The sequence below is a fragment of the Streptomyces sp. NPDC096136 genome, from assembly GCF_044763325.1.
GTDB lineage: Bacteria > Actinomycetota > Actinomycetes > Streptomycetales > Streptomycetaceae > Streptomyces.
This window is the reverse complement of the sequence record NZ_JBIWFZ010000030.1, coordinates 43628-65452: the sequence shown is the minus strand read 5'-3', so window position 1 is coordinate 65452 and position 21825 is coordinate 43628. Positions and strand designations below refer to the sequence as shown.

At 72.8% G+C, this 21825-nt stretch carries 21 protein-coding genes; 16 read left to right on the top strand and 5 right to left on the bottom strand.

The window, feature by feature from the left end; translation table 11 throughout:
* Positions 1 to 215 precede the first annotated feature (215 nt).
* Entirely contained in the window at positions 216 to 794 is a 579-nt protein-coding gene (locus tag ACIRBY_RS36085; RefSeq protein WP_403908808.1) for a DUF4365 domain-containing protein, read from the top strand.
* The gene (locus tag ACIRBY_RS36080; protein ID WP_403908805.1) at positions 794 to 2008 is read left to right on the top strand and encodes a hypothetical protein; all 1215 of its coding nucleotides are present in this window, start codon (positions 794 to 796) and stop codon (positions 2006 to 2008) included. Before ACIRBY_RS36085 ends, ACIRBY_RS36080 begins: the two co-directional genes overlap by 1 nt.
* 28 nt (positions 2009 to 2036) lie before the next feature.
* Here the strand turns inward: ACIRBY_RS36080 and ACIRBY_RS36075 are convergent, their stop codons facing one another.
* Complete coding sequence (locus ACIRBY_RS36075) at positions 2037 to 2708, bottom strand: hypothetical protein (protein WP_403908802.1); 672 nt, start codon at positions 2706 to 2708, stop codon at positions 2037 to 2039.
* Between the two features lie 134 nt (positions 2709 to 2842).
* Positions 2843 to 3316: a GNAT family N-acetyltransferase gene (locus tag ACIRBY_RS36070; RefSeq protein WP_403908799.1), complete on the bottom strand. Its 474-nt coding sequence runs from the start codon at positions 3314 to 3316 to the stop codon at positions 2843 to 2845.
* 243 nt (positions 3317 to 3559) lie between these two features.
* Here ACIRBY_RS36070 and thrS point away from each other — a divergent pair, with 243 nt between their 5' ends.
* Both thrS and ACIRBY_RS36060 read left to right on the top strand, forming a co-directional pair.
* The gene (thrS, locus tag ACIRBY_RS36065) at positions 3560 to 5536 is read left to right on the top strand and encodes a threonine--tRNA ligase (RefSeq protein ID WP_403908796.1); all 1977 of its coding nucleotides are present in this window, start codon (positions 3560 to 3562) and stop codon (positions 5534 to 5536) included.
* Positions 5537 to 5606: 70 nt separating this feature from the next.
* Positions 5607 to 6167, top strand: coding sequence for an HIT domain-containing protein (locus ACIRBY_RS36060; RefSeq protein WP_042819748.1), 561 nt, complete (start codon positions 5607 to 5609; stop codon positions 6165 to 6167).
* On the opposite strand, the gene ACIRBY_RS36055 is transcribed toward ACIRBY_RS36060, so the two are convergent.
* From ACIRBY_RS36055 to ACIRBY_RS36045, 3 genes are all read right to left on the bottom strand, one after another.
* On the bottom strand, positions 6164 to 6568 hold the full coding sequence (locus ACIRBY_RS36055) for a DUF1992 domain-containing protein (protein WP_403908793.1): 405 nt from the start codon (positions 6566 to 6568) through the stop codon (positions 6164 to 6166). The genes ACIRBY_RS36060 and ACIRBY_RS36055 overlap by 4 nt on opposite strands.
* A 54-nt stretch (positions 6569 to 6622) precedes the next feature.
* Positions 6623 to 8305 (bottom strand): hypothetical protein, encoded by a 1683-nt coding sequence (locus tag ACIRBY_RS36050; protein ID WP_403908790.1) that lies wholly within the window; start codon positions 8303 to 8305, stop codon positions 6623 to 6625.
* A gap of 216 nt (positions 8306 to 8521) precedes the next feature.
* Positions 8522 to 10726, bottom strand: coding sequence for an elongation factor G-like protein EF-G2 (locus ACIRBY_RS36045; RefSeq protein WP_403908787.1), 2205 nt, complete (start codon positions 10724 to 10726; stop codon positions 8522 to 8524).
* Positions 10727 to 10980: 254 nt separating this feature from the next.
* Between ACIRBY_RS36045 and pgsA the strand changes: the two genes are divergently transcribed.
* The 12 genes from pgsA to secD all read left to right on the top strand — a co-directional run bounded on the left by pgsA (position 10981) and on the right by secD (position 21824).
* On the top strand, positions 10981 to 11643 hold the full coding sequence (gene pgsA, locus ACIRBY_RS36040; protein ID WP_403908784.1) for a phosphatidylinositol phosphate synthase: 663 nt from the start codon (positions 10981 to 10983) through the stop codon (positions 11641 to 11643).
* A 5-nt stretch (positions 11644 to 11648) separates the two neighbouring features.
* Complete coding sequence (locus ACIRBY_RS36035; protein WP_403908781.1) at positions 11649 to 12551, top strand: phosphatidylinositol mannoside acyltransferase; 903 nt, start codon at positions 11649 to 11651, stop codon at positions 12549 to 12551.
* Positions 12551 to 13714 carry a glycosyltransferase family 4 protein gene (locus ACIRBY_RS36030; protein ID WP_403908778.1) on the top strand — a complete coding sequence of 388 codons (1164 nt, stop codon included), beginning with the start codon at positions 12551 to 12553 and terminating at the stop codon, positions 13712 to 13714. The genes ACIRBY_RS36035 and ACIRBY_RS36030 overlap by 1 nt, the downstream gene beginning before the upstream one ends.
* A 70-nt stretch (positions 13715 to 13784) precedes the next feature.
* Positions 13785 to 14327 (top strand): hypothetical protein, encoded by a 543-nt coding sequence (locus ACIRBY_RS36025; RefSeq protein WP_366453637.1) that lies wholly within the window; start codon positions 13785 to 13787, stop codon positions 14325 to 14327.
* A 171-nt stretch (positions 14328 to 14498) separates the two neighbouring features.
* Complete coding sequence (gene pdxS, locus ACIRBY_RS36020) at positions 14499 to 15416, top strand: pyridoxal 5'-phosphate synthase lyase subunit PdxS (RefSeq protein ID WP_042812448.1); 918 nt, start codon at positions 14499 to 14501, stop codon at positions 15414 to 15416.
* Between the two features lie 11 nt (positions 15417 to 15427).
* Positions 15428 to 16021, top strand: coding sequence for a pyridoxal 5'-phosphate synthase glutaminase subunit PdxT (gene pdxT, locus ACIRBY_RS36015; RefSeq protein ID WP_403908773.1), 594 nt, complete (start codon positions 15428 to 15430; stop codon positions 16019 to 16021).
* Positions 16022 to 16078: 57 nt separating this feature from the next.
* Positions 16079 to 16831: a YebC/PmpR family DNA-binding transcriptional regulator gene (locus ACIRBY_RS36010; RefSeq protein WP_389614386.1), complete on the top strand. Its 753-nt coding sequence runs from the start codon at positions 16079 to 16081 to the stop codon at positions 16829 to 16831.
* Between the two features lie 132 nt (positions 16832 to 16963).
* Positions 16964 to 17500, top strand: coding sequence for a crossover junction endodeoxyribonuclease RuvC (ruvC, locus tag ACIRBY_RS36005; RefSeq protein WP_366453634.1), 537 nt, complete (start codon positions 16964 to 16966; stop codon positions 17498 to 17500).
* Positions 17497 to 18120: a Holliday junction branch migration protein RuvA gene (gene ruvA, locus ACIRBY_RS36000; RefSeq protein WP_403908769.1), complete on the top strand. Its 624-nt coding sequence runs from the start codon at positions 17497 to 17499 to the stop codon at positions 18118 to 18120. The genes ruvC and ruvA overlap by 4 nt, the downstream gene beginning before the upstream one ends.
* A 60-nt stretch (positions 18121 to 18180) precedes the next feature.
* Positions 18181 to 19254, top strand: coding sequence for a Holliday junction branch migration DNA helicase RuvB (gene ruvB, locus ACIRBY_RS35995; RefSeq protein ID WP_403908766.1), 1074 nt, complete (start codon positions 18181 to 18183; stop codon positions 19252 to 19254).
* A 164-nt stretch (positions 19255 to 19418) separates the two neighbouring features.
* Positions 19419 to 19871, top strand: coding sequence for a preprotein translocase subunit YajC (gene yajC / locus ACIRBY_RS35990; protein WP_403908763.1), 453 nt, complete (start codon positions 19419 to 19421; stop codon positions 19869 to 19871).
* A gap of 150 nt (positions 19872 to 20021) precedes the next feature.
* Entirely contained in the window at positions 20022 to 21824 is a 1803-nt protein-coding gene (gene secD / locus ACIRBY_RS35985; protein ID WP_403908760.1) for a protein translocase subunit SecD, read from the top strand.
* The last annotated feature ends 1 nt before the right edge of the window (position 21825 follow it).

The window sequence follows — 21825 nt, the reverse complement described above, 5'->3', positions numbered from 1 at the left end:
CCCGATCGGCAGATGGGGCGTACCGGGCGCCAGCGCCCCGGGACCTGCCGCCCCCGCCGATTCCGTGATACCCGGGCTGTTTGCCCCGTACGCCGTTTGCGGCGAGCCGGGTGCGGAGACAACACCCCTGGGGGGTCGTACACGTGACCGCCCGTCACCCCGCACCACCCACCACCACACGCACGGCAGAGCCCGGAAGGCATGGGGAGCCGGCCATGGCGCTCGCGCAGCCCGAACCGGGCGGGGTGCTGGACGCGGACACCGGAGCGAGGACCGGTCCGCTGCGCGGCACGCTCGCCACCACCGCCTGCATGGAGACCCTCCAAGTGGGATACCTGCACGCCGTCGCGGCCGCCGCCGGCTGCTCGCTGTCCCAGCCGTTCCCGGACAACGGCATCGACTGGCACGTCAGCCACGGCGCGCCCGAACACACCGTCGACGACGAGGTCACCATCAAGGTGCAGCTGAAGGCGACCTACCAGGTACCGCCGCGGCCGGCCGGTCCCACCTTCGGCTTCACCCTCGACAACGAGCACCTCGTGAAGCTCGCCCGCACCCCGGTCGCCGTGCACAAGATCCTCGTCGTGATGCTCGTGCCCCGGGAGCGGGAGCACTGGCTGAGCGCCGGGCACGACCGGCTCGACCTGCGGCACTGCTGCTACTGGACCAACCTCGCCGGGCACCCGGTGACCGGCCGGCGCCGGACCACCGTACGGATCCCGACCACGCGGATCTTCGACGACCGGGCGCTGTGCGAGATCATGACCCGGGTCGGGTCGGGAGGGACACCCTGATGGACCGCTACCCACCGCGCCTCGAACCGCTCCCGCTGCCGCCCGTGGGGCCGGCCGTCCACGGCGTCCCCGATCCCGCACTGGTCGACCCCCAGGTCCTCGGCGCGCTGCTGCACCGGCACGGCTGGCTGCGCCGGGGCGGGGCGGCGGGCCGGTACGGGCGCTGGACCCCGCCGGGGCAAGGGGGCACCAGCCTGCTCGTCCCCGAGTCCCGGACCTTCCCCGACTGCGCCGACCTGCTGGAGGAGGCCCTGACCGCCCTGTCCCGCAGCGGCCTGCCCTCGGCGCGGGAGGTGCTGTTCGGGCTGAGCGTGCCCGGCGACGAGGTCCGGTGGGAGCGCGAGGTCCCCGAGGCGCCGTACGGGTTCCGGGGCGGGGCCGCCTGGACCGCGCAGGAGCGGCTGCGCTCGGCGGCCCGCCGGCTGCTGCTGGCCGGCGCCCTCGCCGAGCGCGCCCGCGCCGGCTACTACGGGGCCCGCCACCGCGTCCAGGCCGAACGGGCCCTGGAGGGGGTCCTGGTGGGACCCGGCCCGGACGGGCGCCGGCTCGCCGCGTACGTACCGGTGGACGGCGGCCGGGGCCTGGTGACGCGGCTGCACCACGCGTTGCACGCGGCCCGCGAGGCGGTGGACTACCAGCGGGCCACCGGCGGCATGGAGGCCTTCGACGCGGCCGTCGCGGCGGGCGTCAGCCGCGAGCTCGCCGACGCGCTGATCGCCCTCGTCCAGGGGTCCGAGGGCGCCCGGATCGCGCTGGCCTGGGCCCCCGCCGCGGGGGTTCCGGCCGGGTGCGCGGCGCGGCCGGAGCCGGTGGAGTTCTCGCCCGGCGACCTGCCCGTGCTCCGCGAGGCATCCGCCCGCTACACCCGGGCCGAGCCGGCCGTCCCGGTCCGGCTCGCGGGGGCCGTGGTGCGGATGCGCCGGGCCGCGTCCGGCGGCGGCGGGACGGTCCGGCTGCGGGTCCTGGCCGGCGCGGAGGTCCCGTACGTACGGGCCGCGCTCGGGGAGGAGGCGTACCGGATCGCCGTCCACGCCCACCTGGCGGGGCTGCCGGTCCGGATCAGCGGCCGGCTGTCGCGGCGGGGCGGCTTCCGCCGGCTGTCCGACGCCTCGGACGTGGTGCCGGTCCCGCTGGACGAGGTGGAGCGCGACCGGCTGATGAAGTCCCTGGACGCCGCCTTCGACCCCGAGGACGTCCTCCCGTCCGACGATTGAACGCGCGCGACCGGGCGGGGTCGGGGCCCTAAGGGGCCGGGTCGCCGGCGTCCGCGGCCGGGCCGCCCACCGCGGGCGTGAGGGGGTCGCCCCGCTCGACGGTGACGGGGATGCCGCCGGTGAGCTGCTCCAGGCGGGCCTTCAGGTCCTTCGAGGCGGCGCCCTCGGCGGTGCTCGTCACCAGGATCCCGGAGGCGTCCCGTGCCGGGGAGAAGCTGTAGAGCGGGAACGCCGGGCGGCCCCGGTCGGCGGTGAGCCGGGCCACGCCCTCGGCCAGCGCACGCCGGGTGTAGCGGCTGAGGTAGAGGTCCGCGCGGCCCGGGTCGACCCCGGGACCGGCCTTCCGGGCGGCCTCCAGGAGCAGCCTGCCCCGGCCGAGGTCGGTGACGCACAGCGCGACCCGGCCGGCCGGGTGGTCGGTGATCTGGGTCCCGTAGACGTCGGCGAAGGCGCCCCGGCCCTGTTCCCCGACCGCCTGCGACAGGCGCACTGCCTCAGGGGTGTTCGCGGGCGTCCCGTCGACCGTGGTGGGCGGGGCGGCGGGCGCCGCGCGGTCGGGGACCGGACAGGCGGCGGCCGCCGTCGCGGACGGCGGGAGCGGTGCGGGGGCCGCCGGGCCGGTGGCGGAGGTCCCGCAGCCGGCGAGCAGTGCGGTGGCGGCGGCGGTCAGACCGGCGAGCGTGACGGCGGTACGGCGCATGATCCCTCGATCCCCCGGGACGGTCCTGCTTCGGGCGCCCCTGGGACGCACCCGCCAGCCGACCGGTTCCGCACGCCCGCCGACGGGACCCGCCGGGTCCCGGGCGGCAGCGCGGGGAGGGGGCCGGCGGCGGGCTACGCCCCGTGCGTGAACGAGGCCATCCGCAGGCCGGGGACCGGGGAGAAGTCGGCGCCCCGGACGAAGCCCAGACGCTCGTACAGGGCCACTGCCGGGGCGTTGTCCGCGCCCGTGGCCACCTCCACCACCCGGCCCTGGAACAGCTCCTCCAGCGCGTGCCGCAGCAGCAGCGAGGCCACGCCCCGGCGGAACCGGGCGGGGTCCACGCACAGCCGGTCGATGCCCACCGGGCCGTCCGCCGCCGTCTCCTCCCAGGCCAGGAACCCGGCGATGCCCCCGTCCGGCTCCACCGCCCCCAGCCAGTCCAGCGCCCGCCCCCGCATCTCCTCCAGGCCCTCGGCCAGCGCGGGGATCCCGTCGAAGCCGATCAGCTCCGCCTCCACGGCGTACGCGGCCAGCCCGACCCGGTGCACGGCGGCGGCGGTCGCCCCGTCGGTCAGGTCCAGCGGACGGATGCGGGGGCTCGGCATGAGGAGGGTCCCTTCGGGGCGCGGCGGGCACGACCCGGCCACGCTACCCGCGCCCCCGGCGGCCCGCGCCGGCATGTGCGCACCTCCCCGGCCGGGCCCGCGGGGAGCGCCACCGGGGCGGCCGGGCACAACCGTTTAGCGGCGCGGCCGCTCGGCTCGGTACGATTCACACGCGCCGGAACCACCGGCGCCCTCCCCGCCCGGCTGCCGCCGGGAAGGGCCCCCAGAGTTCAGGAGAGACCGGTGTCAGACGTCCGTGTGATCATCCAACGCGATTCCGAGCGGGACGAGCGCGTGGTGGCCACGGGCACTACGGCGGCCGAGCTGTTCGCCGCCGAGCGCACCGTCATCGCCGCACGCGTCGCGGGCGAGCTGAAGGACCTCTCCTACGAGGTCCGCGACGGCGAGACCGTCGAGCCGGTGGAGATCTCCTCCGAGGACGGCCTGAACATCCTGCGCCACTCGACCGCGCACGTCATGGCGCAGGCCGTGCAGGAGCTCTTCCCCGAGGCCAAGCTGGGCATCGGCCCGCCGGTCCGCGACGGCTTCTACTACGACTTCGACGTGGCCAAGCCCTTCACCCCCGATGATCTGAAGACCATCGAGAAGAAGATGCAGGAGATCCAGAAGCGGGGCCAGAAGTTCGCCCGCCGCGTGGTCTCCGACGAGGCGGCCCGCGAGGAGCTCGCGGACGAGCCCTACAAGCTGGAGCTCATCGGCATCAAGGGCTCCGCGTCCTCCGACGACGGCGCGGACGTCGAGGTGGGCGGCGGCGAGCTGACCATCTACGACAACCTGGACGCCAAGACCGGCGAGCTGTGCTGGAAGGACCTCTGCCGCGGTCCCCACCTGCCCACCACCCGCAACATCCCGGCGTTCAAGCTGATGCGCAACGCGGCCGCCTACTGGCGCGGCAGCGAGAAGAACCCGATGCTCCAGCGCATCTACGGCACCGCGTGGCCGTCGAAGGAGGAGCTGAAGGCCCACCTCGACTTCCTCGCCGAGGCCGAGAAGCGCGACCACCGCAAGCTCGGCAACGAGCTGGACCTCTTCTCCGTCCCGGACGAGATCGGCTCCGGCCTCGCCGTCTTCCACCCGCGCGGCGGCATCATCCGCCGGACCATGGAGGACTACTCGCGCCGCCGGCACGAGGAGGAGGGCTACGAGTTCGTCTACTCCCCGCACGCCACCAAGGGCGCCCTCTTCGAGAAGAGCGGCCACCTGGACTGGTACGCGGAGGGCATGTACCCCCCCATGCAGCTCGACGGTGGTACCGACTACTACCTCAAGCCCATGAACTGCCCGATGCACAACCTGATCTTCGACGCGCGCGGGCGTTCCTACCGTGAGCTGCCGCTGCGCCTGTTCGAGTTCGGCACCGTGTACCGGTACGAGAAGTCCGGCGTGGTCCACGGCCTGACCCGGGCCCGCGGCTTCACCCAGGACGACGCGCACATCTACTGCACCCGTGAGCAGATGGCCGAGGAGCTCGACCGCACCCTCACCTTCGTGCTGAACCTGCTGCGCGACTACGGTCTGACCGACTTCTACCTGGAGCTGTCCACCAAGGACCCGGAGAAGTTCGTCGGCTCGGACGAGGTCTGGGAGGAGGCCACCGCGGTCCTCCAGCAGGTCGCCGAGAAGCAGGGCCTCCCGCTGACCCCCGACCCGGGCGGCGCGGCCTTCTACGGCCCGAAGATCTCCGTGCAGGCGCGCGACGCCATCGGCCGCACCTGGCAGATGTCGACCGTGCAGCTCGACTTCAACCTGCCGGAGCGCTTCGACCTGGAGTACACCGCGGCCGACGGCTCCCGCCAGCGCCCGGTCATGATCCACCGTGCGCTGTTCGGCTCGATCGAGCGGTTCTTCGCGGTGCTGCTGGAGCACTACGCGGGCGCCATGCCGCCGTGGCTGGCCCCGGTCCAGGCGGTCGGCATCCCGATCGGCGACGGTCACGTCGAGTACCTCCAGGAGTTCGCCGCCGCGGCGAAGAAGCAGGGCCTGCGGGTCGAGGTGGACGCCTCCTCCGACCGGATGCAGAAGAAGATCCGCAACCACCAGAAGCTCAAGGTCCCGTTCATGATCATCGTCGGTGACGAGGACATGGCGGCGGGCACCGTCTCCTTCCGCTACCGCGACGGTTCCCAGGAGAACGGCATCCCCAAGGACGAGGCGCTGGCGAAGCTGGCCAAGGTCGTCGCCGACCGCGTCCAGGTCTGACGCACCGCAGGAGGCCCCCGGAAAGCGATCACTTTCCGGGGGCCTTCCTCGTCGGTCCGGGCAAGGTCATATGCTGCGTCCTATGACGATTGAGCCGGAGCAGCAGATCGGTGTGGGTACGCAGGACGCGTTCCAGCGTCTGTGGACGCCCCACCGGATGGCCTACATCCAGGGCGAGAACAAGCCGACCGGCCCGGAGGCCGGGGACGGCTGTCCCTTCTGCGGGATTCCGGAGATGTCCGACCAGGACGGCCTGGTCGTGGCGCGGGGCAAGCACGTCTACGCCGTGCTCAACCTGTACCCGTACAACGGCGGCCACCTGATGGTCGTCCCGTACCGCCACGTCGCCGACTACACGGAGCTCGACGGCCCCGAGACGGCGGAGCTGGCCGACCTGACCAAGCGGGCCATGGTCGCGCTGCGCAAGGCGTCCGGGGCGCACGGCTTCAACATCGGCATGAACCAGGGCGCCGCCGCCGGCGCCGGCATCGCCGCGCACCTGCACCAGCACATCGTGCCCCGCTGGGGCGGGGACACGAACTTCATGCCCGTCGTCGGGCACACCAAGGTGCTGCCGCAGCTCCTCGCGGACACCCGCCAGATGCTCGCCGACGCCTGGCCCAACGACTAGCCGGCGCGGCGAGCGGAACGCCGCTCCGCCAGGACCGCCTCCACGTCGAACTCGGCGAGGCCCAGCGGCGGCCCCGGCGGGGGGCGGCGCAGGGCCGTGCGGATCTTCTCGTTGACCTCGGCCAGGACCGTCCGGGCCCGCTGCTCGGTCGGGGCCGCCAGGGCGGCCCCGTGGGCGTCCTCGGCCTCCTTGCGCAGCGCCAGCGCGGGCGGCAGCGGGGAGAAGCCCTCGCGGTGCAGTTTCCCCTTGACCCACCACAGCTCGTCGTACGGGGCGTCCAGGGAGGCCAGCGGCTTGCCGAGGCCCGGCAGCCGGGCGAAGTCGCCCCGGTCGGCGGCCTCCCTGATCTGCCGGTCCACGAAGGACTCGAAGCTGACGCCGGGCGGCTTGCGCTCGGTCACGGCTGCACCTCCCCGGGGGCGGATCGGACCCCTCCAGCCTACCCAGGCCGTCCCCTACGCGTCGTAGACGTCCGCCTTGCGCGGGGCCGGCTCCTGGATCAGGCCGTTCATGATCGAGGAGCGGTTGGTGAAGGCCGAGGTGTCCACGCCGTTCTCGTCCAGCACCTTGAAGGCCGCCGCGTGCACCGCGCGCAGCACCGGGGCCACCGTGCGCAGGGCGTCGTCCGCCATGAAGCGGTGGCGCCACATGGAGCCCGCCCAGACGTGCCGCAGGCCGAAGGGCTCGGGCAGGACGAGCTTGCCGCCGAAGTACTCCAGCAGCGGCGGGTACCAGGTGAGGGGGGCCCGTACGGCCAGCCGGACCACCTCGCTCGCGTCCACCAGCGGCAGCGGGCGCTCGACCGTCTCCCAGAACTTGATGGACTTGGGGACCTCGACCACCGGCGGCTTGGACTTGGTGGTGAACAGGCCGTGCACGGGGCCGAGGGCGTGCGCGGTGACGTCCACGCGCAGGGTCTTGTAGAGCACGGTGACGGTGACCAGCATCGTGATGACGAGCTGGCCGTCCCACAGGGGCCACTGGACGCCCAGGTAGTGCCGGTTGCCGGCGCTGAACTGCTGCTCGTTGCAGATCCGGGTGATCTCGTGCGGCTTGACCAGGAAGGTGTCCACGTCCTCGCCGCCGGGCCGCGCCACCTCGGCGGCGCCCTCTCCGACGGGGGTGACGATCCAGTGCTGGATCGAGGCGGGCGGGAATCCGCCGGTGTGCAGGGGGCCGCGCTCCAGCTTGCGCAGCTGGGTGTCGATCGCGCGTATGACGTCCCAGCTGCGGAACGGGTGGATCTCGTGGCCCTCGGTCTTCGGGGTGAGCTCCTCGGCCATCTGCCAGCTGCCCCAGCGGGTGCCCATGCCGAGGATGCCCTTGGGGCCGGCGTAGAAGACGGAGTTGCTGCGGTCCTCGGCGGTGAGCTTGGCCAGCTGGTGGCGCAGGTCCTCGCGGGCCTTCTCGTCGGGGTTGCCGGGGACCGCCTCCGGGATCTTGGCGGTGACCACGCCCCCGCCGCCGAGCAGGCCGTCCCAGCGGGAGCGCAGGTCGGCGGCGGTCCTCTCGCAGATCCGGCGGGCCGCGTACCAGCCGAGGACGGGGGCGACGATGGCGCCGAGCAGGTACAGCTCCAGCAGGCCGCTGCCCGGCTGGCGGTAGACCACGCGGTAGAGCAGGACGGCGGCCACGAGGGCGACGCCGACCAGCAGCGCGGTGCCGACCCAGCTGTTCTTCTTGCCCTCGCCCTTGGCCAGGGTCTTGCGCAGCTGGAAGAGGCCCAGCCACATCAGCAGGCCGGGCAGGAAGACCACCCCGCAGACCAGCATGATCAGGCGCAGCCGGCGGTCGCGCTCCTTGCGGATGCGGGAGGCCGCCAGGCAGTGCTCGACGACGGTCTGCGGGTCGGCGCCGAAGGACTGGATGAGGGGCTTGCGGCCCGCGCCGAGGGTGCGTGCCTCGACGGCGCGGCAGAAGGCCTCGCCGAGGTTGGGTTCGAAGAGGGAGATCTTCGGGGCCTTGACCGAAGCCGGGTGGTTCTCGCTGTTGGCCCCGAGTATGTCCTTCAGCTTGGTGTCCCCGCCGCCGTCGCGGTACGCGGCGGACGCGAGCGCGTTGGTCGCCGCGGTCTGGCCGCCGCCCCCCTGCAGAGGAATCTGTGCCCCGGGCCTGAAGTCGAAACCGTCGTCCGCCACCGCTGCCCCCATCGCCGTGCCACTGTGCTCTTTGCCGGTCGTGCCCGTCGCGCCGTGTCGTGCCCGTCGTGCCCGTTGCGCTCCGTCGTGGACCGTTGTGCTCTGCGTCGCGCCCGAAGAGCCTAACGGGGTGTTCCGCCCCATGGTCATGGGACAGGGAAATACCGCCCACCGCAAGCAGGTTGGGTGGGCGGTGGCCGGAGCGCCGGGTGAGCGCTATGTCAACGGACTTCCCTTTTCTGCCTGTTCGCGAACCTTGTCCGCAAGGTGCGGGGGCATCGGCTCGTGCCGGGCGTAGGCGCGGGCGAACCGGCCCGTGCCGTGGGACACGGAGCGCAGGTCCACGGCGTAGCGGCCGATTTCGATCTCGGGGACCTCGGCGCGCACCCGGGTCCGGCCCGGTTCGGCCTGTTCGGTGCCCACGACGCGGCCGCGGCGGCCGGCCAGGTCGCTCATGACCGGGCCGACGTACTCGTCGGGGACGACGACGTCGAGTTCGGCGACGGGCTCCAGCAGGTGGATCGGGCTCTCCGCGGCGGCCTCGCGCAGGGCGAGGGCGCCCGCCGTCTGGAAGGCGGCGTCGGAGGAGTCCACCGAGTGGGCCTTGCCGTCGCGCAGGGTGATCCGTACGTCGACCAGCGGGTAGCCGGCCGCGACACCGCGGGCGGCCTGGGCCCGTACGCCCTTCTCCACCGACGGGATGAACTGGCGGGGCACCGCGCCGCCGACCACCTTGTCGACGAACTCGATGCCGCTGCCGGGCGGGAGCGGTTCCACCTCGATCTCGCAGATGGCGTACTGGCCGTGCCCGCCGGACTGCTTGACGTGCCGGCCCCGGCCGGCGGCCCTGGCGCCGAAGGTCTCGCGCAGGCTGACCTTGTGGGGGACCGGGTCGACCTGGACCCCGAAGCGGGTGCGCAGCCGTTCCAGGGCGAGGTCCTGGTGGGCCTCGCCGAGGCACCACAGGACGAGCTGGTGGGTGTGCGGGTTCTGCTCCAGGCGCATGGTGGGGTCCTCGGCGACCAGCCGGGCCAGGCCCTGGGAGAGCTTGTCCTCGTCGGCCTTGCTGTGGGCCTCGATGGCGAGGGGGAGCAGCGGCTCGGGCATCGCCCAGGGCTCCAGCAGGAGGGGGGAGTCCTTGGCCGAGAGGGTGTCGCCGGTCTCGGCGCGGGTGAGCTTGGCCACGCAGGCGAGGTCGCCGGCGATGCAGGTGCCGAGGGTGCGCTGCTGTTTGCCGAAGGGGGAGGTGAGGGTGCCGATCCGCTCGTCGACGTCGTGGTCCTCGTGCCCGCGGTCCTCCAGGCCGTGCCCGGAGACGTGGACGGTCTCCTCGGGGCGCAGGGTGCCGGAGAAGACGCGGACGAGGGAGACGCGGCCGACGTAGGGGTCGGAGGAGGTCTTGACGACCTCGGCGAGGAGCGGGCCGGAGGGGTCGCAGGTGACGTCCGGGCGCGGGCTGCCGTCGGGGGCGGTGACCGCGAGGGGCGGGCGTTCGGCCGGGGTGGGGAAGCCGCCGGTGATCAGTTCGAGGAGTTCCACCGTGCCCAGGCCCTGGCGGGCGCCGTCGGCGGCGGGGGCGGCCATCAGGACGGGGTGGAAGGTGCCGCGTGCGACGGCCCGCTCCAGGTCCTCGACGAGGGTCTTGACGTCGATGTCCTCGCCGCCGAGGTAGCGGTCCATGAGGGTCTCGTCCTCGCTCTCGGCGATGATCCCCTCGATGAGGCGGGAGCGGGCGCCGTCGATGAGGGCGAGCTCGTCGGGGTCCGGGTCGCGTTCGGCGCGTTCGCCGGAGGTGTAGTCGTGGACGCGCCGGGAGAGCAGGCCGAGCAGGCCGGTGACGGGGGAGTGGCCGTCGGGTCCGGGGGTCCCGAGCAGGGGGAGGTAGAGGGGGATGACGGCGTCGGGGTCGTCGGCGCCGAAGATCTCTCCGCATACGGAGGCCGTCTGCGAGTAATCGGAGCGGGCTGCCTCCAAATGGGTGACGACGATGGCCCGCGGCATGCCGACGGCCTCGCATTCGTCCCAGACCATCCGCGTCGCCCCGTCGATCCCGTCGGCGGCCGAGACGACGAAGAGGGCCGCGTCCGCGGCGCGCAGGCCGGCCCGCAGCTCCCCGACGAAGTCGGCGTATCCGGGGGTGTCCAGGACGTTGATTTTGATTCCGGCCCATTCGACGGGGACCAGGGAGAGCTGGACGGAGCGCCGGCGGCGCTGCTCGATCTCGTCGTAGTCCGAGACCGTGGCCCCGTCCTCGACCCGTCCGGCGCGGTTCACGGCCCCCGCGGTCAGGGCCAGGGCCTCGACCAGGGTGGTCTTGCCGGCGCCGCTGTGGCCGACCAGCACGACGTTGCGCAGGGCGTCGGGGCGGTCGGCCGTCAGTGCCCTGCCGGCGGCCCCGGCTTGGTGTGATGTGGGTCCCATGATGCTCGTGCCTCCCGGTGTCGCGGTGAAGGAGGGTGATCGGGGTTCTTCGAGCTTTGCACCGGCGTCACACTGCGTCCATACGTCGTACCGGTCACGGACGGCGGTGTGAAGGGGGCCCGGGGAGGGGATGGCCGAAGGATTGCGCAGGGCGAACCGGAGGGTGCGGGGCGCCCGGCACCCGGGGTGCTGGCTACGATGGGCCAGCCGGTGGCCGTGGTGGCCGCGCGGCCCAGCGACCCTCTGGGAAGGCCATGCTGAACAAGTACGCGCGTGCGTTCTTCACGCGTGTTCTCACGCCGTTCGCCGCATTTCTCCTCCGCAGGGGGGTGAGCCCCGACGCGGTCACGCTGATCGGCACCGCCGGCGTGGTGGCCGGGGCGCTGGTCTTCTTCCCCCGGGGCGAGTTCTTCTGGGGCACGATCACCATCACCCTGTTCGTCTTCTCCGACCTGGTGGACGGGAACATGGCCCGCCAGGCCGGGGTCTCCAGCCGCTGGGGCGCGTTCCTCGACTCCACCCTCGACCGGGTGGCCGACGCGGCGATCTTCGGCGGCCTGGCGCTCTGGTACGCGGGCTCCGGGAACGACAACGCGCTGTGCGCGGTGGCGATCTTCTGCCTGGCCAGCGGCCAGGTGGTCTCGTACACCAAGGCCCGCGGCGAGGCGATCGGGCTGCCGGTCGCCGTCAACGGCCTGGTCGAGCGCGCCGAGCGCCTGGTGATCACCCTCGTCGCGGCGGGCCTGTCCGGGCTCCAGACCTTCGGGGTGCCCTCCTGGATCGGCGTGCTGCTGCCCGTCGCCCTGTGGGTGGTCGCGGCCGGCTCGCTCGTCACGCTGGTCCAGCGGGTGGTCACGGTGCGCCGCGAGGCCGCCGAGGCCGACGCGGCGGCCCCCGCCGAGGGCGGCGCGCTCTGATGGGCATGGGCAACGGCAGGGACCGACTGGTCGACGGGCTCTACGGGCTCGGCTGGGCGGGTGTCAAGAAGCTTCCCGAGCCGGCGGCCGCGGCCCTCGGACGCAGGATCGCCGACACGGTCTGGAAGCGGCGCGGCAAGAGCGTGCTGCGCCTGGAGTCCAACCTGGCCCGGGTGGTGCCCGACGCCGGCCCCGAGCGGCTGCGCGCGCTCTCGCAGGCGGGCATGCGCTCGTACATGCGCTACTGGATGGAGTCCTTCCGGCTGCCCGCCATGGACCCGCGGCGCTTCGGCACGGACGTCACCATGAAGGACGAGCACGTCCTGCGCGAGGCGATCGCCTCCGGCCGCGGGGTGATCGTGGCCCTGCCGCACCTGGCCAACTGGGACCTGGCCGGAGCCTGGGTCACCGGCCACGTCGGCGTCCCCTTCACCACCGTCGCCGAGCGGCTCAAGCCCGAGTCCCTCTACGACCGCTTCGTCGCCTACCGGCAGAGCCTGGGCATGGAGGTCCTGCCGCACAGCGGCGGGGCCGCCTTCGGCACCCTCGCGCGCCGGCTGCGCGCCGGCGGGATGATCTGCCTGGTCGCCGACCGGGACCTCTCGGCCTCCGGGGTCGAGGTGGACTTCTTCGGCGCCACCGCCCGGATGCCCGCCGGGCCCGCGCTGCTGGCGCAGCAGACCGGAGCGGTCCTGCTGCCGGCCACCCTGTACTACGGGGACTCCCCGAAGATGTACGGCCGGATCCACCCCGAGGTGGAGGTGCCCGGGACCGGGACGCGGACCGAGAAGACCGCCGCGATGACCCAGGCGCTGGCCGACGCCTTCGCGTCGGGGATCGCCGAGCACCCGGAGGACTGGCACATGCTCCAGCGCCTGTGGCTCGACGACCTGGAGGAGCGCCCGTAGTGAAGATCGGCATCGTCTGCCCGTACTCCTGGGACGTTCCGGGCGGCGTCCAGTTCCACATCCGCGACCTGGCGGAACACCTGATCCGGCTGGGCCACCAGGTGTCGGTGCTGGCCCCCGCGGACGACGAGACCCCGCTGCCCCCCTACGTGGTCTCGGCGGGGCGCGCCGTGCCGGTGCCCTACAACGGGTCCGTCGCCCGGCTGAACTTCGGGTTCCTGTCGGCCGCCCGCGTACGGCGCTGGCTGCACGAGGGCGTCTTCGACGTCATCCACATCCACGAGCCGGCCTCCCCCTCCCTCGGGCTGCTGTCCTGCTGGGCGGCGCAGGGGCCGATCGTGGCCACGTTCCACACCTCCAACCCCCGCTCCCGGGCGATGATCGCGGCGTACCCGATCCTCCAGCCCGCGCTGGAGAAGATCAGCGCCCGGATCGCGGTCAGCGAGTACGCCCGGCGCACCCTGGTCGAGCACCTCGGCGGGGACGCCGTGGTCATCCCCAACGGCGTCGACGTCGACTTCTTCGCCAAGGCCGACCCGAAGCCCGAGTGGGGCGGTACGACCCTGGGCTTCATCGGCCGCATCGACGAGCCCCGCAAGGGGCTGCCGGTGCTCATGGCCGCCTTCCCGCGCATCGTCCGCGAGTGCCCGGACGTACGGCTGCTGGTGGCGGGCCGCGGCGACGAGGAGGAGGCCGTGGCCTCGCTGCCGGCCGAGCTGCGCTCCCGCGTGGAGTTCCTCGGCATGGTCTCCGACGAGGACAAGGCCCGCCTGCTGCGCAGCGTCGACGTCTACGTCGCCCCCAACACCGGCGGCGAGAGCTTCGGGATCATCCTGGTCGAGGCCCTCTCCGCCGGGGCGGCCGTCCTCGCCTCCGACCTCGACGCCTTCGCCCAGGTGCTGGACCAGGGCGCGGCGGGGGAGCTGTTCGCCAACGAGGACGCCGACTCCCTGGCGGCCGCGGCGGTCGCCCTGCTGCGCGACCCCGAGCGGCGCGCGGAACTGAGCGCCCGCGGCTCGGCGCACGTGCGCCGCTTCGACTGGTCGACGGTCGGCGCGGACATCCTGGCCGTCTACGAGACGGTGACCGACGGCGCGGCCGCGGTGGCCGCCGACGAACGCGTCCCGCTCCGCACCCGCCTCGGCTTCTCGCGGGAGGGGTAGCGCTCCGGGCGGCCCGTTCCGCCCCTCGGGGCGGGCGGGCGGCGGCCCGTAGCGGGTAGTGTCGCCGCCCGTGATCGAAAACCTTGTCTGGATCGCGGTGGCGCTCGGCGCCGTCGGGGTCTACCTCAGCTGGACCGCCGGGCGGCTGGACCGGCTGCACACCCGGATGGACGCCGCCCGGGCCGCCCTGGACGCGCAGCTCGTGCGGCGCGCCTCCGTCGTCGCGGAGGTGGCCACCTCCGGGGCGCTCGACCCCGCCTCCTCGCTCGTCCTGTACGAGGCCGCGCACGCCGCCCGGCAGGCCGAGGAGGAGAACCGGGAGGTCGCCGAGAGCGAGCTCAGCCAGGCCCTGCGCGCGGTGTTCGCCGACGCCGACCAGGTGGAGGTGCTCAAGGCCGCCCCCGGCGGCGAGGCCGCCGCCGAGGAGCTGGCCGCGGCGGTGCGCCGGGTGCCGATGGCCCGGCGCTTCCTCAACGACGCCGTACGGGCCGCCCGGGCGCTGCGCACCCACCGCAAGGTGCGCTGGTTCCGGCTGGCCGGGCACGCCCCGTTCCCGCTGGCCTTCGAGATGGACGACGAGCCCCCGGCCGATCTCGCGGACCGCCCCGCGTAGCCGCGGCGGAGGGGTGCGGCACTGGGCCGAACGGGTCCACCAGGGCCGCCGGGGACAAATGAAAGGGCCACCGGCTCCATATTGGCCCTTGTAGTGGACTGGTCGGTGGGGTTTTCTCTGCCGAGTAGTACCCGTCTCCCTTTTCGAGTTCCCTTCGAGTGAGGTCACCCCGTGAGCACGCTTCCCACCTCCCCCCAGTCCGCTGAGTCGGCCATCGGCACGTCCCGCGTCAAGCGCGGCATGGCCGAGCAGCTCAAGGGCGGCGTGATCATGGACGTGGTCAACGCCGAGCAGGCGAAGATCGCCGAGGACGCCGGCGCCGTGGCCGTCATGGCCCTGGAGCGGGTTCCGGCCGACATCCGCAAGGACGGCGGCGTGGCCCGGATGTCGGACCCGAACATGATCGAGGAGATCATCGAGGCCGTCTCCATCCCGGTCATGGCCAAGTCCCGCATCGGCCACTTCGTCGAGGCCCAGGTGCTCCAGTCCCTCGGTGTCGACTACATCGACGAGTCCGAGGTCCTCACCCCGGCCGACGAGATCAACCACTCCGACAAGTGGGCCTTCACCACCCCCTTCGTCTGTGGCGCCACCAACCTGGGCGAGGCCCTGCGCCGCATCGCCGAGGGCGCGGCCATGATCCGCTCGAAGGGCGAGGCCGGCACGGGCAACGTCGTCGAGGCCGTCCGCCACCTGCGCCAGATCAAGAACGAGATCGCCCAGCTGCGCGGCTACGACAACAACGAGCTGTACGCCGCCGCCAAGGAGCTGCGCGCCCCGTACGAGCTCGTCAAGGAGGTCGCCGAGCTCGGCAAGCTCCCCGTGGTCCTGTTCTCCGCCGGTGGCGTCGCCACCCCGGCCGACGCCGCGCTGATGCGCCAGCTCGGCGCCGAGGGCGTCTTCGTCGGCTCCGGCATCTTCAAGTCCGGCGACCCGGCCAAGCGCGCCGCCGCCATCGTGAAGGCCACCACCTTCTTCGACGACCCGAAGGTCATCGCGGACGCGTCCCGCAACCTGGGCGAGGCCATGGTCGGCATCAACTGCGACACCCTCCCCGAGACCGAGCGCTACGCCAACCGCGGCTGGTAAGGCACCCCACGATGAACAACCCCCCCGTGATCGGTGTCCTGGCCCTCCAGGGCGACGTGCGGGAGCACCTGATCGCCCTGGCCGCGGCGGACGCCGTGGCCAGGCCGGTCCGGCGTCCCGAGGAGCTCGCCGAGGTCGACGCCCTGGTGATCCCCGGCGGCGAGTCCACGACCATGTCGAAGCTCGCCGTCCTGTTCGGCATGCTGGAGCCGCTGCGCGAGCGCGTGCGCGCCGGCATGCCCGTCTACGGCACCTGCGCCGGCATGATCATGCTGGCCGACAAGCTGCTCGACGGCCGTGACGACCAGGAGACGCTCGGCGGCATCGACATGATCGTCCGCCGCAACGCCTTCGGCCGCCAGAACGAGTCCTTCGAGGCGAAGATCGACTTCGCGGGCATAGCGGGCGGCCCCGTCGAGGGCGTCTTCATCCGCGCCCCCTGGGTCGAGTCGGTCGGCGCCTCCGCCGAGGTGCTCGCCACGTACGACGGCCACACGGTCGCCGTGCGGCAGGGCAACGTCCTCGCGACCTCGTTCCACCCGGAGCTGACCGGCGACGACCGCGTCCACGCGTACTTCGTCGACATGGTGCGCGCGGTGCTGTAATCAGGTCCCGGTAGGATCTGAGGTGAACACTGTTGGTTACGCGAAGGAGACAGGCGGATGTCCGGCCACTCTAAATGGGCTACGACGAAGCACAAGAAGGCCGTGATCGATGCCAAGCGCGGCAAGCTCTTCGCGAAGCTGATCAAGAACATCGAGGTCGCGGCGCGTATGGGCGGCGCCGACATCGAGGGCAACCCGACGCTCTTCGACGCCGTCCAGAAGGCCAAGAAGCAGTCGGTCCCGAACAAGAACATCGACTCCGCGGTCAAGCGCGGCGGCGGCCTGGAGGCCGGCGGCGCCGACTACGAGACGATCATGTACGAGGGCTACGGTCCGAACGGTGTCGCGGTGCTCATCGAGTGCCTCACCGACAACCGCAACCGCGCCGCCTCCGACGTCCGCGTCGCCATGACCCGCAACGGCGGCTCGATGGCCGACCCGGGCTCGGTCTCGTACCTGTTCAACCGCAAGGGCGTCATCCTGCTGCCCAAGGCCGAGCTCAGCGAGGACGACGTCCTCGGCGCGGTCCTGGACGCCGGTGCCGAAGAGGTCAACGACAACGGCGACACCTGGGAGATCATCAGCGAGGCCACCGACCTGGTCGCGGTCCGCACCGCGCTCCAGGAGGCCGGCATCGACTACGACTCCGCCGACTCCAGCTTCGTCCCGACCATGCAGGTCGAGCTCGACGAAGAGGGCGCGCGCAAGATCTTCAAGCTGATCGACGCGCTCGAGGACAGCGACGACGTCCAGAACGTCTTCGCCAACTTCGACGTCTCGGACGAGGTCATGGAGAAGGTCGACGCCTAGTCCCCCTCCGGGGTGGCTCGATCGACGGTTGCCGCTGCGACGGGCCGACAGGACACACCCTGTCGGCCCGTCGGCGTTGTCAGTGGTGCGGGATAGCCTGCACGCACTGGCGAGCGAAGAGGGAGGGGCGCGGTGCGCGTACTGGGCGTGGACCCGGGGCTGACGCGGTGCGGTGTCGGCGTGGTCGAAGGGGTCGCGGGACGGCCCCTGACCATGATCGGCGTCGGGGTCGTGCGCACGCCCGCCGACGCCGAGCTGGGGCACCGGCTCGTCGCCATCGAGCGCGGCATCGAGGAGTGGCTCGACGCGCACCGGCCGGAATGCGTCGCCGTGGAGCGGGTCTTCAGCCAGCACAACGTCCGCACGGTCATGGGCACCGCCCAGGCCAGCGCCGTCGCCATGCTGTGCGCGGCGCGCCGCGGGATACCCGTCGCCCTGCACACCCCCAGCGAGGTCAAGGCCGCCGTCACCGGCAGCGGCCGCGCCGACAAGGCGCAGGTCGGAGCCATGGTGACCCGGCTGCTGCGGCTCGCCGAACCGCCCAAGCCGGCCGACGCCGCCGACGCGCTGGCCCTCGCCATCTGCCACATCTGGCGGGCCCCCGCCCAGAACCGCCTCCAGCAGGCGGCAGCCCAGCACGCCTCCGCCTTGAAAGGCCGTACGAGATGATCGCCTTCGTCAGCGGCCCGGTCGCCGCGCTCACCCCCACCCTGGCCGTGATCGAGGTCGGCGGTGTGGGGATGGCCGTGCAGTGCACCCCGAACACCATCGCGGGCCTGCGCACCGGCGAGTCGGCCCGGCTGGCCACCTCCCTGGTGGTCCGGGAGGACTCCCTGACCCTGTACGGCTTCGCGGACGACGACGAGCGCCAGGTCTTCGAGCTGCTCCAGACCGCCAGCGGCGTGGGGCCCAGGCTGGCCCAGGCCATGCTCGGCGTGCACAGGCCGGACGCGCTGCGGCTGGCCGTCGAGTCGGGCGACGAGAAGGCGCTGACGGCGGTGCCCGGGATCGGGAAGAAGGGCGCGCAGAAGCTGCTGCTGGAGCTGAAGGGCAAGCTGGGGGCCGCCCCCGTGGTCGGCGCGCAGCGGGCCCCCGCCGCCTCCGGGCCCGCCCCCTGGACCGAGCAGCTCACCGCGGCCCTCATCGGCCTCGGCTACGCCTCCCGCGAGGCGGAGGACGCCGTCGACGCGGTCACCCCGCAGGCGGAGGCGGCCATCGCCGCCGGCGGCGCCGCGCCCGTCCCCCAGCTCCTGCGGGCGGCCCTCCAGACCCTGAACCGCACCCGCTGACCGCCCCCGGTCCACCGCAGCCACCGCACCCGGTACGAACGAGAAGGCAGACCGAACACCGTGACCTGGGACGACGAGACCGACACCACCGAGCCCGACCGGCTGGTCGCCGCCGCGGCCGACGGCGAGGACACCGCCGTCGAGGCGGCCCTGCGCCCCAAGGACCTCGGCGAGTTCGTCGGCCAGGAGAAGGTCCGCCAGCAGCTGGACCTCGTCCTGAAGGCGGCCCGCCAGCGCGGCGCCACCGCCGACCACGTCCTGCTCTCCGGCGCGCCCGGCCTCGGCAAGACCACCCTCTCCATGATCATCGCCGCGGAGATGGGCGCGCCCATCCGGATCACCTCCGGCCCCGCGATCCAGCACGCCGGCGACCTCGCCGCCATCCTCTCCTCCCTCCAGGAGGGCGAGGTCCTCTTCCTCGACGAGATCCACCGCATGTCCCGGCCCGCCGAGGAGATGCTGTACATGGCCATGGAGGACTTCCGCGTCGACGTGATCGTCGGCAAGGGGCCCGGCGCCACCGCCATCCCCCTGGAGCTGCCGCCGTTCACCCTCGTCGGCGCCACGACCCGGGCCGGCCTGCTGCCACCGCCGCTGCGCGACCGCTTCGGGTTCACCGGCCACATGGAGTTCTACGCGCCCGAGGAGCTCCAGCGCGTGGTCCACCGCTCCGCCCGCCTCCTCGACGTGGAGATCGACACCGCCGGAGCCGCCGAGATCGCCGGCCGCTCCCGCGGCACCCCGCGCATCGCCAACCGCCTGCTGCGCCGCGTCCGCGACTACGCCCAGGTCAAGGCCGACGGGGCGATCACCCGTGAGGTGGCCGCGACCGCCCTCCAGGTGTACGAGGTGGACGCGCGCGGGCTCGACCGGCTGGACCGGTCCGTGCTGGAGGCCCTCCTGAAGCTGTTCGGCGGCGGTCCCGTCGGGCTGTCCACCCTCGCGGTCGCCGTGGGGGAGGAGCGCGAGACCGTCGAGGAGGTCGCCGAGCCGTTCCTGGTCCGGGAGGGGCTGCTGGCGCGCACCCCGCGGGGGCGGGTCGCGACCCCCGCCGCATGGGCTCACCTGGGGCTTGTCCCCCCGCAGCACGCGGCCGGCGGATCAAGCGGACAACAGGGCCTGTTCGGGGCCTGACGGCGCGGAGGTTCGACCGGTCAGGAACTGCGGTGCCATGCTGGGCGTTGTTCCATCGGTGCGGACTCGCCTAGACTCCGCCGATGCCGACCCTTCGGGTCGGTGTGCCCACCCCCGTAGAAAAAGGCCGTCTCCCGCGCGGTCGTGGATAGGATCTCCGTCCCGTGAATCTCGTGACACTCCTCCCGTTCATCGTGCTCATCGGGGCGATGTTCCTGATGACCCGCTCCGCCAAGAAGAAGCAGCAGCAGGCCGCGCAGATGCGCGACCACATGACGCCCGGCACCGGCGTCCGCACCATCGGCGGCATGTACGCCACGGTCAAGGAGATCGGTGACGACACGGTCACCCTCGAGGTGGCCCCCGGCGTCCACGCGATCTACGCGAAGAACGCCATCGGCGCCGTGCTGGAGGACGAGGAGTACAACCGCATCGTCCACGGCACCGCCACGGACGGCCTGACCGTCCCCGACGACGCCTCTTCGCTGACGGACTCCGAGTCCCCGAAGACGGACCTGTCGAAGGACTCCGCCCCGGAGGACGCCCCCAAGCTCGACCTGAACAAGGACGACGAGCCGAAGGACGGCAAGGCCGACGGCGAGTCCGGCGCCAAGTAGCGCCGGGCAGGGACCGCGGCGGTGTCCGACCGGCATCCGCCGCGGTTCCCGCAGTGAACTTCTGCGGGGGGCAGGGGTCCCCACCACACATTTCGTGGCCGTCCGCGCGCTGACCCGGCGCGGGGCGGTTGGACAGGGAGAAACGACAAGGTGGCAGCACCGAAGAAGGGCCGGCGGCCCACGGGGGCTCAGGGGAGGCCGGGGCGCGCCCTGGCCTTCATCCTGATCGCGATGGTGGCGCTCACCGCGGGGATGTTCCTCACGAAGCAGACGACGCCCCGCCTGGGCATCGACCTCGCCGGCGGTACGAGCATCACGCTCAAGGCCAAGAGCGAGCCCGGCAAGCCGGACGCCGTCAACGAGACCAACATGAACACGGCCGTCGGGATCATCGACCGCCGCGTCAACGGTCTCGGCGTCTCGGAGGCCGAGGTCCAGACCCAGGGCCGCGACCACATCATCGTGAACATCCCCAAGGGCGTGAACGAGCAGCAGGCGCGCGAGCAGGTCGGCACCACCGCCCAGCTGTACTTCCGCCCCGTGCTCGCCTTCGCGGACGGCGCCCCCGCCGCCCCCGAGACCAAGCCGAGCGGCTCCCCGAGCCCCTCCGCGAGCGGTTCCGGCGCCCCGAAGGCCGAGGGCAGCACCAAGCCGTCCGCGCCGGCCACCCCGTCGTCCAGCGCCACTTCCCAGGGCCGTGTGCTCAGCGAGGCCCTCAAGGCCCCGGGCACCCCCACTCCCTCGCCCTCGGCGAGCGAGTCGAAGAAGGCAGACGACAACAAGGCCGCGCCCTCCGCCTCGGCCCCGGCTCCCGCTCCGACCCCGCCGGCGGACCCCGCCGTGGCGGACCTGCAGGCGAAGTTCGCCGCGCTGGACTGCACCAAGGAGGACCAGCGCGCCGCCGCCGGCAAGGGTGCCAAGCCCGACGAGCCGACGATCGCCTGCGGCCAGCGCGGCACCACCTGGGGCAAGTGGATCCTCGGTCCGGCCCAGGTCAACGGCCAGGACGTGAAGGACGCCAAGGGCGTCATCGACCAGCAGCGCGGTCAGTGGATCGTGCAGATGCAGTTCACCGACAAGGGCGCCGACAAGTTCGCCAAGATCACCGGTGAGCTGGCCACCAAGACGCCCCCGCAGAACCAGTTCGCGATCGTCCTCGACGGCAAGGTCATCTCCGACCCGTCCGTCAGCCAGGCGCTCACCGGCGGCAACGCCGAGATCTCCGGCGGCTTCACCCAGCAGTCCGCGCAGGACCTGGGCAACATGCTCTCGTACGGCGCCCTGCCCCTGTCCTTCCAGGAGGACAGCGTCACCACCGTCACCGCCGCGCTCGGCGGGGAGCAGCTGAAGGCCGGCCTGATCGCCGGCGCCATCGGCCTGGCCCTCGTCGTGATCTACCTGCTGGTCTACTACCGCGGTCTGGCCTTCATCGCGATCGTCAGCCTCATGGTGTCCGCGGTCCTGACGTACACGATCATGGCGCTGCTGGGCAAGGGCATCGGCTTCGCCCTGAACCTGCCCGCCGTCTGCGGCGCGATCGTCGCCATCGGCATCACGGCGGACTCGTTCATCGTGTACTTCGAGCGCATCCGCGACGAGATCCGCGAGGGCCGCACCCTGCGTCCGGCCGTCGAGCGGGCCTGGCCGCGCGCCCGGCGCACGATCCTGGTCTCCGACTTCGTCTCCTTCCTCGCCGCCGCGGTGCTCTTCATCGTCACCGTCGGCAAGGTGCAGGGCTTCGCCTTCACGCTGGGTCTGACCACCCTGCTCGACGTGGTCGTGGTGTTCCTCTTCACCAAGCCCGTCATGACCCTGCTGGCGCGGACGAAGTTCTTCTCCAGCGGCCACCCGTGGTCCGGGCTGGACCCGAAGCGGCTCGGCGCCAAGCCGCCGCTGCGCCGGTCCCGCCGTACCGGCCCCGTCCCCGCCCCCGTCGACGCAAAGGAGGCGTGAG